The following is a 13127-nucleotide window of genomic DNA, read 5'->3' on the forward strand; positions in this document are numbered from 1 at the left end:
CAGCGCAGCAGGAATCTGTAGGGATGGGTGGCTAGAACAGTCGGGCGAGCAGGGCGGTGACGGCGGTTTCCACGCGCAGGATGCGCGCACCCAGTTGCACCGGTTGCAAGCCGGCCTTGCTCAGCAGGTCGACCTCGTAGGGTATCCAGCCGCCTTCCGGGCCGATGGCCAGGGTTACCGGCTCGTCCAGACCGCGCGGGCACGGCGGGTAATCGCCGGGATGGCCGATCAGGCCGAGGGTGCCTGCGGTCATGGCGGGCAGGCGGTCTTCGACGAAGGGCTTGAAGCGTTTTTCGATGACGATTTCCGGTAGCACTGTGTCGCGCGCCTGTTCCAGGCCGAGGATCAATTGCTCGCGAATCGCCTCGGGCTCTAGGAAGGGGGTTTGCCAGAAGCTCTTTTCCACGCGGTAGCTGTTGACCAGCACCACCTTCGGCACGCCCATGGCGGCGACGGTCTGCAGCACCCGGCGCAGCATTTTCGGGCGTGGCAGGGCCAGCAGCAGGGTCAGCGGCAGTTTGGCCGGCGGCGGCAGGTCGAAGGCCACTTGCAGCTCGGCTTCGTGGGCTTCCAGGCGCAGCACTTGGGCATTGCCCATCAGCCCGCCGATACGCCCGACCCGCAGGTTGTCGCCCGCCGTCGCGCGGTGGACGTCCTGCATATGCACCAGGCGCCGGTCACGCAGGACCACCCGGTCGGCCGCGATAAAGTCGGCCTCTTCAAGCAGCAACAGGTTCACGGCTGGGTCGCTGGCGGCTGGTCGTTGTCGTCGGCGGCTTGGTCGTCGGGGTGTTCGCCACGCTTGGTGATCAGGCTGCTGAACAGGATGCCGATCTCGAACAGCATCCACATCGGCACGGCCAGCAGGGTCTGGGAGAAGATGTCCGGCGGGGTCAGGATCATGCCGACCACGAAGCAGCCGATGACCACGTAGGGACGGATCTTCTTCAGGTACTGCACGTTGACCACGCCGATCCACACCAGCAACACCACGGCCACCGGAATTTCGAAGGCCACGCCGAAGGCGAAGAACAGCGTCATCACGAAGTCGAGGTAGCTGGTGATGTCGGTCATCATCTCCACGCCGGCCGGGGTGGCGGCGGCGAAGAACTTGAAGATCAGCGGGAACACCAGGAAGTAAGCGAACGCCATGCCGGTGTAGAACAGCAGGATGCTCGACACCAGCAACGGCACCGCGATGCGCTTCTCATGCTTGTACAGGCCGGGGGCGATGAAGCCCCAGATCTGGTGCAGGATCACCGGGATCGCCAGGAACAGCGAGACCATCATCGTCAGCTTCAACGGCGTCAGGAACGGCGACGACACGTCGGTGGCGATCATCGTCGCGCCGGCCGGCAGGTAATGGCGCAGTGGCGTGGAGACGAAGGTGTAGATCTGCTGGGTAAAGGCGAACAGCCCGGCAAAGATCACGAAGATCGCCGCCACGCAACGCAGCAGGCGGGTACGCAGCTCGGTGAGGTGCGAGACCAGTGGCATGTGCTGGTCGTTTTCCGGTTTATCAGCGCTCATGGGGCTCGCGGCGGCAATGTAGGGTCATGGGGAGCGGGCGGCGCGGTTGGCGTCGGCGCTGGCTCGGTTGGAGCGGTCGGGGTAGCGGGCGCTGCTTCAACAACGGGCGTGGGCGCAATGCTGTGTTCGGCCACCGGTGTCACCGGCTTTGCCTGCTCCTGCACCGGCGTCAGAATATTGCGCGCCTCCTGCTCCAACGACAGGATGTGTTCGTTGTGCAGTTGGCGGCGGATTTCGTCGGCGCCGATTTCCCGTTCAACTTCCTGTTTGATGGCGTTGAAACTGCGTTTCAGACGCCCGATCCACAAGCCGGCCGTGCGCGCGGCACCGGGCAGGCGTTCCGGCCCGAGTACCAGCAAGGCCACGAGGCCGACGAGCAGCAGTTCAGAGAAGCTGATACCAAACATTAGTCAGTGCTCACGAGTCTTTGCGGATCGGCTCTTCGACTTTTTCAGCCTGCACGTCGAAGGTGCGACGCTCGGTGATCGGCTGGGTCGCCTGCGGGTGGACCGGTTGGGCCGGCGGCACCGGGTTGGCGGCGGGTTCGGCGGGTTTTTCGTCGTCGTTCATGGCCTTGCGAAAGCCCTTGATCGACTCGCCCACGTCGGTGCCGAGGTTTTTCAGTTTCTTGGTGCCAAATACCAGAACGACCACCACCAAGATGACGATCCAATGTTTCCAGTCAAAAATGCCCATGCTGCAATTCCTCTGTAAAAGTTATTCAGGCGGACGGGCGCGAGGCCTTTTCGGCATGCCCGGACAAGCCGAAGCGACGGTCCAGTTCATCCAGCACGGCCTGCGGATGCTGCCCCAGTTGGGCGAGCATGACCAGGCTGTGGAACCATAGGTCGGCGGTTTCGTAGATCACATCGCTGCAGTCGCCGCTGATCTCGGCATCCTTGGCGGCGATGATGGTCTCGACGGATTCTTCGCCGAGTTTTTCCAGGATCTTGTTCAGGCCCTTGTGGTACAGGCTGGCGACGTAGGAGCTTTCGGCATCCGCGCCTTTGCGCTCTTCCAGCACCTGGGCCACACGGTTCAGGGTATCGCTCATATTCAGTGTCCTGCCGAGTAAATGGCGTGCGGGTCTTTGAGTACCGGCTCCACAACCTTCCACTCGCCGTTCTCGAACACGCGATAGAAGCAGCTGTGGCGGCCGGTGTGGCAGGCGATGCCGCCGATCTGCTCGACCTTGAGGATCACCACGTCGGCGTCGCAGTCCAGGCGTATCTCGTGCAGGGTTTGCACGTGCCCGGACTCTTCGCCCTTGCGCCACAGTTTGCCACGCGAACGTGACCAGTAAATGGCGCGCTGCTCAGCGGCGGTGAGGCTCAGGGCCTCGCGGTTCATCCAGGCCATCATCAGCACGCGCCCGGTCTTGTAGTCCTGGGCAATGGCCGGCACCAGGCCGTCACTGTCCCACTTGATCTCATCCAGCCAGTCTTTCATCTTCGGCTCCGGCAATTTGCGACAGTGTATAACCGGATTGGCTACCGACGCACGATCAGATAAACACCCACGGCGACCATGATGCCGGCCGGCCAGTGGCCCAGTTGATTCAGCGGCCCGCCGATGGCCAGCATCACCCCGCCGACCAGATGCGCGGCGCCCAGCAGGCGCAGGAACCAGTCGTCCTTGCGCGTGTGCCACGGCGGCGTCGGGTCTTTGGCGTGGGGCTGGGACATGCGTTCCAGCAGGTCGCGGGTCATGTTGGCCAGGTGCGGCAGTTGCTCCACCTGGCTCTGCAGGTTGCCCAGCAGGGTTTTCGGGCTGACCCGCTCGCGCATCCAGCGTTCGAGGAACGGCTGGGCGGTGTTCCACAGGTCGAGGTCGGGGTACAGCTGGCGGCCCAGGCCTTCAATGTTCAGCAGGGTTTTCTGCAGCAGCACCAACTGCGGCTGCACTTCCATATTGAAGCGCCGCGCGGTCTGGAACAGGCGCATCAGCACCTGGCCGAAGGAAATGTCTTTCAGCGGCTTTTCGAAGATCGGCTCGCACACGGTGCGGATCGCCGCTTCGAATTCGTTGAGCTTGGTTTCCGCCGGCACCCAACCCGAATCGATGTGCAACTGCGCCACGCGGCGGTAATCGCGCTTGAAGAAGGCGAACAGGTTGCGCGCCAGGTAGTCCTGGTCTTCCGGGGTCAGGCTGCCGACGATGCCGCAGTCGATCGCAATGTACTGCGGGCTCCACGGGTTGAGGGTGCTGACGAAGATATTGCCGGGGTGCATGTCGGCGTGGAAGAAACTGTCGCGGAACACCTGGGTGAAGAAGATCTCCACGCCGCGCTCGGCGAGCATCTTCATGTTGGTGCGCTGGTCGGCCAGGGTCGCGAGGTCGGTGACCTGCACGCCGTAGATGCGCTCCATCACCAACACTTTAGGGCGGCACCAGTCCCAGTACACTTGCGGCACATATAGCAGCGGTGAGCCTTCAAAGTTGCGCTTGAGCTGGCTGGCGTTGGCCGCTTCGCGCAGCAGGTCGAGTTCGTCGTAGATGGTTTTTTCGTAGTCGGCGACCACGTCCACCGGGTGCAACAGGCGCGCGTCGGCGGAGAAGCGTTCGGCGGCGCGGGCGAGAATGAACAGCCACGCCAGGTCTTGGCCGATGATCGGCTTGAGGCCCGGGCGAATCACCTTCACCACCACTTCTTCGCCGGTCTTGAGCTGCGCCGCATGCACTTGCGCCACCGAGGCCGAGGCCAGGGGCTCGACGTCGAAACGGCTGAACACGTCGCTGATCTTCCGGCCCAACTGCTCTTCGATCAGCTTCATCGACTGCTGCGAATCGAACGGCGGCACGCGGTCTTGCAGCAGCATCAGTTCGTCGGCGATGTCTTCGGGCAGCAGGTCGCGACGGGTCGAGAGGATCTGCCCGAACTTGATAAAGATCGGCCCCAGATCCTGCAAGGCCAGGCGCAGGCGCGCGCCACGGCTCAGGTCCAGCGGCTTGCGCGGGAACCAGCGCCACGGCAGCACATAGCGCACGGCAAGCAGGAACCACGGCAACGGCAGGGCGAACAGCAGGTCATCGAGGCGGTAGCGGATTACGACGCGCTGGATACGGAACAAACGGCGGACGGCGAGCAGCTTCATGCGTTATCGCTTGGATCAAGGGAACGGCTCAGGCGCTCGAAGCGGGCCTCAAGGCGTTCCAGGTCGATTTTGGCCTTGTCGAGTTCACGAAAGCGCGCTTGCGCTTCCCGTTGTCCGACCAGGGTGCGCGATTCTTCGCTCAGGTATTCGGCGAGGTTCTGGTTGAGGCTGGCGAACCCCTGCTGGTACCAGCGCGTGCGACTGCGCAGGTGGCCGCTGATCAACTGGGTGGGCACGGGGCCGATCCAGCGCGACAGTTCGTATTCCCAGTCCAGTTCCAGGTCCTGCAGCACGGCGGCCAGGTCCATCAGCACCGCGCTGTCGCCTTCCAGCGCCACTTCGGGGCCGTGGAGGATGGCGGTCTTGTTGCGGCTCAGCGCCAGGTGCAACAGGCTCGAGGCCGGCGCACGCAGGGTGCAGTCGGCCTCGGCGGCCCAATGGGTCGCGAGCAACAGGCCTTCGTCGCTGGGCAGGATAAACAGCTGCAAGGCGGGGCTCGTGCAATCGACGGCGATGATCTTGCCGTTCAAGTGCGCCAGCCGCGCCAGGGCGGTGCTGTCCAGGCGCAGCACGCGGTTGACGCCGTGTTCGACGCTGGCGAGCAGGCCTTGGAACAGCATCAGGGCTTGATGCCGCGGTGCAGGGCGACGATGCCCGAGGTCATGTTGTGGTAGGTCACGCGGTCGAAACCGGCGTCCACCATCATCGACTTCAGGGTTTCCTGGTCGGGGTGCATGCGGATCGATTCGGCCAGGTAGCGATAGCTCTCGGCGTCGTTGGTGATCAGCTTGCCCATCAACGGCATGAAGGCGAACGAGTAGGTGTCGTAGACCTTGGACATCAATGCGTTGGTCGGCTTGGAGAACTCCAGCACCAACAGCCGGCCACCGGGCTTGAGCACGCGCAGCATCGAGCGGATCGCGTCTTCCTTGTGGGTCACGTTGCGCAGGCCGAAGGCGATGGTCACGCAGTCGAAATGGTTGTCGGGGAACGGCAGCTTCTCCGCATCGGCCTGGACGAATTCGATATTGCCGGCCACGCCTTTGTCGAGCAGGCGATCGCGGCCGACCTTGAGCATCGAGCCGTTGATATCCGCCAGCACCACCTGGCCGGTCGGGCCGACCAGCTTGGAGAACTTGGCCGCCAAGTCGCCCGTGCCGCCGGCGATGTCCAGCACGCGGTTGCCGGTACGCACGCCCGACAGTTCGATGGTGAAGCGCTTCCACAGGCGGTGCATGCCGCCGGACAGCACGTCGTTCATCAGGTCGTACTTGGCCGCAACGGAGTGGAACACTTCAGCGACTTTCTGCGCTTTCTGGCTTTCCGGGACGTTCTTGAAGCCGAAGTGAGTGGTGGGTTCGGCATCGCTGCCTTTGCGCTGATCAGTCATATCGCTGTCACCAAAAGAGAATGCGGGACATGATAATCCCCAAGGCCTGCTTTGTCTTGGCAAGGCTGAAGGTAAGATAGGTGCTCACCGAGACCTTTTGCCGCATGGCAGGTGTTCAAGTCGTTATAAAGAGGAGTCGTTGCAATGGCCCGTATCACTGTTGAACGTGCACACACCCTGGGTAAAGAAGGCGCACGGGCGAAGGCCGAGAAGCTGGCACAGAAACTCCAGGATCAATATGGCCTGGAGCCTTCGTGGTCTGGCGATACGTTGAACCTCAAGCGTTCGGGGGTTAAAGGCACGGTGCAGGTCGCCGCTGATCTGTTGCGTATCGATGTGGAACTGGGCCTGCTGATGTCGGCCATGAGTGGCACCATCAAGACTGAAATCGAGAAAGCCCTGGATAAAGCCTTGGCCTGATCCGACTGTTGTTAGGGTGCCGATTCTAATTTTTCTGCCTACTTTGTGCCCAAGCCCTCAACTTCTGCGGGCCGTTCCTCCACCCTTTTTGCGTGAGGTGCACCATGGCCAAAGTTACCCTGAAGAAAAAAATCGACGCCCCGAGCCACGCCCTGGACGAGGTTAAAACCTATGCCCGCAAGATCTGGCTGGCAGGCCTGGGTGCCTATGCCAGGGTCGGAAACGAGGGCGGCGCGTACTTCAAAGAGCTGGTAAAGACTGGGCAACATGTTGAAAGTAAAGGTAAAAAAGTTGCCGTTGAACAACTTGATGCTGCCAACAGTCAGATTGACCAAGTAAAGAGTAATCTCTCCAGCGTCAAAGGCCGGGTTGAAGTTCAACTGGATAAAGTTGAAAAAGCTTTTGACACTCGTGTTGCAAGTGCCTTGAATCGAATCGGCATTGCGTCTAAACATGACGTGGAGACACTCTCTGCTAAGCTCGAAGAGCTGACGGCATTGCTCGAACGTGTCGCGCGTAAACACTAAGGAGACATCGGGATGGCTGTTAAAAAGACTACTCAGAAAGAAGGCAGCTCGTGGGTCGGGAAAGTTGAAGAATATTCCCGCAAGATCTGGCTGGCTGGTTTAGGCGTTTACTCGAAGATCGACAGTGACGGCAGCAAACTCTTCGAGACGTTGGTTAAAGACGGCGAGAAGGCCGAGAAGTTGACCAAAAGCACCGTGGGTAAAAAAGTCGATGCGGCCAAGGCCAGCGCCGGTTCCGCCAAGTCGAGCATTTCCGAGACTTGGAACAAGTTGGAAGAAACTTTCGACAAGCGCCTTAACAGTGCGATTTCGCGACTGGGCGTACCCAGCCGTGCTGAAGTGAAAGCACTGCACAGCAAGGTCGAGACCCTGACCAAGCAAATCGAAAAACTCACCGGTGCCAAAGTCACCCCGGTGAAGGCTGCTGCGTCCAAGCCTGCCGCTAAAACCGCTGCCGCCAAACCGGCTGCGAAAACGACCGCCAAGCCACTGGTCAAAGCCGCCGCCAAGCCGGCTGCCAAACCTGCGGCCAAAGCGCCAGCCAAAGCCGTGGCTAAACCTGCGGCCAAGCCAGCGGCGAAAGTTGCAGCGGCCAAACCTGCGGCCAAGCCAGCCGCTAAACCAGTGGCCGCTAAAGCCGCTGCCAAGCCTGCTGCCAAACCCGCCGCTAAAGCGGTCGCCGCCAAACCTGCAGCGGCCAAACCTGCCGCCGCGAAGAAGCCGGTAGCCGCGAAAAAGCCCGCAGCAGCGAAGCCGGCCGTGGCCGCCAAGCCTGCGCCTGCGGCACTCGCCGCTTCCAGCGCCAACTCGGCAGCCGCGCCGACCGCTGCGCCTGCACCGACTGCCGCATCGGTAACCCCGACGCCATCCAGTCAGTCCTGATCTTTTCGGGGCACCTGAAAAAGCGCCCGGCCTGTGAAGGTCGGGCGTTTTTATGATCGGTCAGTCCATTCGATTGCCGCACGGTTCTCGCGCAGTGCCTGTAAGGCACACGTTTAACCCGGATCGTCCATATAGCGCAGCGCCAGGCGCTCCGTGGTTTCCCGCGCCGCTGGCAACAGGTGCGGCGCGACGAGCATCATGATCTGGTAGACCACCACCTGCACCTCGCCTTCACGGTCGAGAATGCGTTGGTAGTCCAGGGAAAACAGCAGGGTCATGGTGATCTGCTCCACCAATTGGCCCAGCGCCTGGGTGCTGCTGACCAACTGCCCCGCCGCCTGCAGCCGTGCGAGTAATGACGCCAGGGTGCGCTTGAGCGCCGTGAGCAGGTGGCGAATGCCCCTTGCCAGTTTCGGCAGGCGCCCCGCCAGGTTCGACAGGTCCTGGAACAGGAACCGGTAATGGGCCATGCGCTCGACGATCAGGTGCAGGAACAGCCAGTAATCCTGGGCCTCCAGTTGCGCGCCCGGCGGTGGGTCGAGCAGGGGCGCCAGCTCACTCTGGAAACGCTCGAACAGCCCGAGCACCAGCGGTTCCTTGCCATGGAAGTGGTAGTAGAGATTGCCGGGGCTGATCCCCATTTCATTGGCCACCTCCATGGTCGACACGTTCGGTTCGCCCTTGTGGTTGAACAACAGCAGGGCACATTCAAGGATACGGTCGCGGGTTTTCATCCGGTCTTCTTAAATAGGATCGTTGAGCTCAGCGGACCCGCACGTATGTGCCTGGCGCTGCTTCCATCGGTGGGTAATTCTGGTTGCCCAGGGCGGTGAGGGTTTCGCGTTGTACGCCCGAGCGCGCTTGAATCCACGCCAGCCACTCGGGCCACCAGCTGCCTTCGACGTGGCTGGCGTCGTAGTACCAGGCGCGTGGGTCGCTGCTCAGCTTGAGGTTCTCGACGTAGTTGGCCTTGGGGTTGCCCGGCGGGTTGAGGATGCTCTGGATATGCCCGCTGTTGGACAGCACGAAGCGCCGCTCGCCGCCCAGCAACTGCGTGGAGCGGTACACCGCGTCCCATGGCGTGATGTGGTCGTTGATCCCGGCCACGCTGAAGCTGTCCACCGTGACCTTCTGCAAGTCGATGGGCGTGCCGCACACTTCCAGGCCACCGGGACGGCTCAGCGGGTTGTGTTTGAAGAAGTCCAGCAGGTCGCCATGCAGGGCGGCGGGCAGGCGCGTGTTGTCGTTGTTCCAGTACAGGATGTCGAAGGCCGGCGGTTCCTTGCCCAGCAGGTAGTTGTTGATCCAGTAGTTCCAGATCAGGTCGTTGGGGCGCATCCAGGCAAATACCTTGGCCATGTCGCGACCGTCCAGCACGCCTTGCTGGTAGGAGCGGCGCTTGGCGGCTTCCAGGGTTTGCTCGTCGGCGAACAGGGTGGCGGGGCTGTCGATCTGGCTGTCGAGCAGGCTCACCAGATAGCTGGCGCTGGCGACGCGGCGCAACTGGCGCTTGGCTTGCAGGTGGCCTTGCAGCGCGGCGATGGTCAGGCCGCCGGCGCAGGCGCCCATCAGGTTGACCTCGCGGGCGCCGGTGATTGCGCGGCAGACGTTGAGTGCTTCCTCCAGCGCGGCCACGTAGGTGGACAGGCCCCATTCGCGGTGGCGCACATCCGGGTTGCGCCAGCTGACGATGAAGGTCTGCAGGCTGTTTTTCAGGGCGTACTGCACGAAGCTGTTGGCCGGGCTCAGGTCGAAGATGTAGTACTTGTTGATTTGCGGCGGCACGATCAACAGGGGCTTGGCGTACTGCTTTTCGCTCATGGGCTTGTACTGGATCAGCTCCAGCAGCTCATTGCGAAACACCACCGAGCCTGGCGTGGTGGCGACGGTCTTGCCCACTTCAAAGGCGTGCTTGCTGACCTGGCGCGGCAGGCCGTTGTTGTGCAGCATGTCTTCGAACAGGTTGCTCACGCCGCGCACCACGCTGTTACCGCCGGAGTTGAGCAGTTCCTTGATGGCCAGCGGGTTGAGCAAGGTGTTGGAGGGCGATACCGCATCGTTGATCAGGGTGAACGCGAAGTGCGCGCGGGCGCGGTCATCGGCGCTCAGGGTGCTGTCATCGATCCAGCTGCGGGTTTGCTTCTGCCAGCTCAGGTACGCCTGCAGGCTGCGCCGGTACAGCGGGTTGAGGGCCCAGGTCGGGTCGATGAAGCGGCTGTCGTGGGGGTTGGGTTCATGCACGGTTTCGCCCAGCAGCACGCGCCCCAGTTGACCGCCCAGGGCCAGGGCATGACGAGCGGTATGCACCGGGTTGCGCAAGCCGTGGGCGGCGACGCTGCGCAGGGTCGACAGCAAGTCCCGGCCGCGCAGGCCGGTGATCGCATTTTGCGCATTGATGAACGCGGCAGGGGTGGGCGCCGGGTTCGTCACGGGTCGTTCTCGCATGAGCCAACACTCCTTCGTCAAGTCATCAACAGGCACGCCAATTCAGAACCATAGTCGGTTCTCGGCAAGTTGCGCGGCGGTGTGGTCCTTACACCGCCGGACGGGGATGAATCACCGCCCGCAGGCGCTCCTCCTCGAGAAATTTCATGATGATCGGCGCCACGGCTTCGGCGCGAGTGATCAGGAACAGGTGGCCATCATCGATGATGTGCAGCTGTGCGTTGGGAATGCGCCAGGCGAGCATCCGCATGTTGATCAGCGGGATCAGCGGGTCGTCGTCCCCGGCCAGCACCAGGGTCGGCTGACGGATCTTGTGCAGCCAGTGGATGCTGGTCCAGCCCAGCCCGGCGAACAGTTGCCAGTAGTAACCCAGCTTGCCGGCCGAGCGCACTTTGCTCGCGTGTTCGGCGGCCAGGTTCGAATCGCGGCGGAACGAACCGCCATAAATCATCGGTGCAATACGCACCACGTGAGACGGCTGGATATAGCGCCGCGGGCTCGCCATCAGCCACAGCACTTTCGGCTTGCCCGGCACCATCACCGCACCGGCGGCGGTCGCGGCGAGAATCAGCTTCTTGCAGCGCTCCGGGTAGTCGTAGGCAAACTGCTGCGCCAACGCGCCGCCCCAGGACACGCCCACCGCATTCACCTGGCCGTAGTCCAGGTAATCGAGCATACGCGCGGTGAGCTTGGCCAGGCCGGGAAAGCGATACGGCCGCTTGGGTGTCGACGAGCCGCCCACGCCCGGCACATCGAAGGCGATCACTTCCAGGTCCGGGTCCAGGGCCTGGACGAACGGAAACACCAGCTCGAGGTTGGCGCCGATGCCGTTGAAGATCAGCAGTGGCGTCAAGTGCGACTTGCCCGGGCGTACCGCCGTGCGGATGGTCTGGCCATCCAGGTCGATGGTGCGGAAGATGAACGGTTGCGGCATGCTCAAGCCCTGTGAAGTATTGCAGTCCGAGTGAGGTCAGTGTGGGAGGGGGCTTGCTCCCGATGACGTTCGGTCAGTCAATGGATCTGGTGACTGATACACCGCTATCGGGAGCAAGCTCCCTCCCACATTTGATCTCATTTCAATCCCAAAAAAGTGTGCTCTAGCGTTCATGCACATAGGTACCCGGTGCCGCTTCGGCTGCGGCGTAGGTTTTATTGCCTAATGTCGTCGGTGCCTTCTTCAACTTGCCCGCCCGCTCCGCCTGCCACGCCTGCCAATGCAACCACCACGAGTCGGTGTGCTTGGTCGCATTTTCCTGCCATTCCAGCGGCTTGCCCGCCAGGCCGTCGCTGGTCTGGTAGCGCGCCTTGGGGTTGCCCGGCGGGTTGAGGATGCTCTGGATATGCCCGCTGCTCGACAGCACAAACTCCACCTTGCCGCCAAACAGCTGCGCCGACTTGTAGCAGGACTGCCACGGCGTGATGTGGTCGTTGGTGCCGGCCAATGAGTAGATATCGGCCGTGACCTGCTTGAGGTCGATCGGCGTGCCGCACACTTCCAGGGCATTGGCGCGCACCAGTGGGTTGTTCTTGAACAGTTCGATCAGGTCGCCGTGGAATGCCGCCGGCAAGCGCGTGGTGTCGTTGTTCCAGAACAGGATGTCGAACACCGGCGGCTCGTTGCCCAGCAGGTAGTTGTTGACCCAGTAGTTCCAGATCAGGTCGTTGGGGCGCATCCAGGCAAACACCTTGGCCATGTCGCGGCCTTCCAGCACGCCGGCCTGGTAGGAGTGGCGCTTGGCCGCTTCCAGCGTCTGCTCGTCGACGAACAGCGCCACCTGGGTGTCCAGGGTGGTGTCCAGCACGCTCACCAGCAGGGTCAGGGCGTTGACCTTCTTCTCCCCCAGCGCCGCGTAGTGGCCGAGCAGGGCGGTGCAGGTGATGCCGCCGGAGCAGGCGCCGAGCATGTTGATGTCTTGGCTGCCGGTAATCGCGGTGACCACATCGACCGCTTCCTTGAGCGCCTCGATATAGGTCGACAGGCCCCACTCGCGCTGGGCCTTGGTCGGGTTGCGCCAACTGACGATAAACGTCTGCTGGCCGTTGCGCAGGCAGAAGCGCGCCAGGCTCTTATCCGGGCTCAGGTCGAAGACATAGAATTTGTTGATCTGCGGTGGCACCACCAGCAGCGGGCGTTCGTGGACCTGTTCGGTGATCGGCTTGTACTGGATCAGCTCCAGCACGTCATTGCGAAACACCACCGAACCTTCGCTGGTACCCAGGGACTTGCCGACCTCAAACGCGCCCATGTTGACCTGGCTCGGCATGCCGCCGTTGTGAACCATGTCCTTGGCCAGGTGGGACAGGCCGTCGAGCAGGCTTTTGCCGCCGGTTTCAAAGAAGCGCTTGACCGCCGCCGGGTTGGCCGCCGTGTTGGAGGGGGCCATGGCTTCGGTCATCAGGTTGATCACGAAGTGACCGCGGCTGATGTCCTGTTCCGACAGGTTGCTGTCACCGATCCAGTCGTGCAGTTCCTTGCGCCACGCCAGGTAGGTTTGCAGGTAACGCTTGTAGAGTGGGTTCTGGCTCCAGGCCGGGTCGTGAAAGCGACGGTCATCGCTTTCGGGCACCAGCGCGGATTTGCCGAACATCACATTTTTCAATTCGACGCCAAAGTGGGCAACATGCTTGACGCTGTGCAACGGTTGTCTGATGGCTTGGCTCAGCACCATCTTCGCTGAGGCCAATAAGTCCTTTTTACGTAACGCGATGATCGGGTTCAGCCCCAAGGTGTTTTCCGAGGCCTGGCGTTTCAAGTCATCGTTATTCTTGTTACTCATCTACGACGCTCCATTGTCCGAAAGACGAGTACCGGGTACCGCTGCGCACCACGTTTCGATA

The 13127-nt window shown here is 62.1% G+C and carries 16 protein-coding genes; 3 read left to right on the forward strand and 13 right to left on the reverse strand.

Annotation, left to right across the window (positions count from 1 at the left end; all coding sequences use genetic code 11):
* Positions 1 to 31 precede the first annotated feature (31 nt).
* From PverR02_RS02055 to ubiE, 9 genes are read right to left on the reverse strand one after another with little or no spacing between them, the layout of a single operon-like run.
* Positions 32 to 739, reverse strand: a complete 708-nt coding sequence (locus PverR02_RS02055; protein ID WP_046490843.1) for a 16S rRNA (uracil(1498)-N(3))-methyltransferase — start codon at positions 737 to 739, stop codon at positions 32 to 34.
* Positions 736 to 1530 carry a twin-arginine translocase subunit TatC gene (gene tatC, locus PverR02_RS02060; RefSeq protein WP_017849888.1) on the reverse strand — a complete coding sequence of 265 codons (795 nt, stop codon included), beginning with the start codon at positions 1528 to 1530 and terminating at the stop codon, positions 736 to 738. The genes PverR02_RS02055 and tatC overlap by 4 nt, the downstream gene beginning before the upstream one ends.
* Complete coding sequence (gene tatB, locus PverR02_RS02065; RefSeq protein ID WP_017849887.1) at positions 1527 to 1937, reverse strand: Sec-independent protein translocase protein TatB; 411 nt, start codon at positions 1935 to 1937, stop codon at positions 1527 to 1529. The genes tatC and tatB overlap by 4 nt, the downstream gene beginning before the upstream one ends.
* Before the next feature lie 10 nt (positions 1938 to 1947).
* Positions 1948 to 2226 carry a twin-arginine translocase TatA/TatE family subunit gene (locus PverR02_RS02070; RefSeq protein ID WP_017849886.1) on the reverse strand — a complete coding sequence of 93 codons (279 nt, stop codon included), beginning with the start codon at positions 2224 to 2226 and terminating at the stop codon, positions 1948 to 1950.
* A 25-nt stretch (positions 2227 to 2251) separates the two neighbouring features.
* The gene (locus PverR02_RS02075) at positions 2252 to 2584 is read right to left on the reverse strand and encodes a phosphoribosyl-ATP diphosphatase (RefSeq protein ID WP_017849885.1); all 333 of its coding nucleotides are present in this window, start codon (positions 2582 to 2584) and stop codon (positions 2252 to 2254) included.
* Positions 2585 to 2586: 2 nt separating this feature from the next.
* The gene (hisI, locus tag PverR02_RS02080) at positions 2587 to 2979 is read right to left on the reverse strand and encodes a phosphoribosyl-AMP cyclohydrolase (RefSeq protein WP_017849884.1); all 393 of its coding nucleotides are present in this window, start codon (positions 2977 to 2979) and stop codon (positions 2587 to 2589) included.
* 41 nt (positions 2980 to 3020) lie between these two features.
* Positions 3021 to 4625, reverse strand: a complete 1605-nt coding sequence (ubiB, locus tag PverR02_RS02085; protein WP_017849883.1) for a ubiquinone biosynthesis regulatory protein kinase UbiB — start codon at positions 4623 to 4625, stop codon at positions 3021 to 3023.
* Positions 4622 to 5245: a ubiquinone biosynthesis accessory factor UbiJ gene (locus tag PverR02_RS02090; protein ID WP_017849882.1), complete on the reverse strand. Its 624-nt coding sequence runs from the start codon at positions 5243 to 5245 to the stop codon at positions 4622 to 4624. Before PverR02_RS02090 ends, ubiB begins: the two co-directional genes overlap by 4 nt.
* Positions 5245 to 6015 (reverse strand): bifunctional demethylmenaquinone methyltransferase/2-methoxy-6-polyprenyl-1,4-benzoquinol methylase UbiE, encoded by a 771-nt coding sequence (gene ubiE, locus PverR02_RS02095; protein ID WP_017849881.1) that lies wholly within the window; start codon positions 6013 to 6015, stop codon positions 5245 to 5247. Before ubiE ends, PverR02_RS02090 begins: the two co-directional genes overlap by 1 nt.
* Positions 6016 to 6159: 144 nt before the next feature.
* Between ubiE and PverR02_RS02100 the strand changes: the two genes are divergently transcribed.
* The 3 genes from PverR02_RS02100 to PverR02_RS02110 all read left to right on the forward strand — a co-directional run bounded on the left by PverR02_RS02100 (position 6160) and on the right by PverR02_RS02110 (position 7844).
* Positions 6160 to 6435 carry a polyhydroxyalkanoic acid system family protein gene (locus tag PverR02_RS02100; protein WP_017849879.1) on the forward strand — a complete coding sequence of 92 codons (276 nt, stop codon included), beginning with the start codon at positions 6160 to 6162 and terminating at the stop codon, positions 6433 to 6435.
* Positions 6436 to 6539: 104 nt separating this feature from the next.
* Positions 6540 to 6962: a phasin family protein gene (locus tag PverR02_RS02105; RefSeq protein ID WP_046384976.1), complete on the forward strand. Its 423-nt coding sequence runs from the start codon at positions 6540 to 6542 to the stop codon at positions 6960 to 6962.
* A gap of 12 nt (positions 6963 to 6974) precedes the next feature.
* The gene (locus PverR02_RS02110) at positions 6975 to 7844 is read left to right on the forward strand and encodes a phasin family protein (RefSeq protein WP_079442679.1); all 870 of its coding nucleotides are present in this window, start codon (positions 6975 to 6977) and stop codon (positions 7842 to 7844) included.
* A gap of 113 nt (positions 7845 to 7957) precedes the next feature.
* Here the strand turns inward: PverR02_RS02110 and PverR02_RS02115 are convergent, their stop codons facing one another.
* The 4 genes from PverR02_RS02115 to phaC (PverR02_RS02130) all read right to left on the reverse strand — a co-directional run bounded on the left by PverR02_RS02115 (position 7958) and on the right by phaC (PverR02_RS02130) (position 13066).
* A complete protein-coding gene (locus PverR02_RS02115; RefSeq protein ID WP_017849876.1) occupies positions 7958 to 8578 on the reverse strand; it encodes a TetR/AcrR family transcriptional regulator in 621 nt (206 codons plus the stop codon).
* A 28-nt stretch (positions 8579 to 8606) separates the two neighbouring features.
* Complete coding sequence (gene phaC / locus PverR02_RS02120) at positions 8607 to 10289, reverse strand: class II poly(R)-hydroxyalkanoic acid synthase (RefSeq protein WP_079442680.1); 1683 nt, start codon at positions 10287 to 10289, stop codon at positions 8607 to 8609.
* 88 nt (positions 10290 to 10377) lie between these two features.
* Positions 10378 to 11223 carry a poly(3-hydroxyalkanoate) depolymerase gene (phaZ, locus tag PverR02_RS02125; RefSeq protein WP_017849874.1) on the reverse strand — a complete coding sequence of 282 codons (846 nt, stop codon included), beginning with the start codon at positions 11221 to 11223 and terminating at the stop codon, positions 10378 to 10380.
* Positions 11224 to 11386: 163 nt separating this feature from the next.
* Positions 11387 to 13066 (reverse strand): class II poly(R)-hydroxyalkanoic acid synthase, encoded by a 1680-nt coding sequence (gene phaC, locus PverR02_RS02130; protein WP_017849873.1) that lies wholly within the window; start codon positions 13064 to 13066, stop codon positions 11387 to 11389.
* Positions 13067 to 13127 lie beyond the last annotated feature (61 nt).

Origin of the sequence: Pseudomonas veronii, assembly GCF_002028325.1 — a bacterium.
Taxonomy (GTDB): domain Bacteria; phylum Pseudomonadota; class Gammaproteobacteria; order Pseudomonadales; family Pseudomonadaceae; genus Aquipseudomonas; species Aquipseudomonas veronii.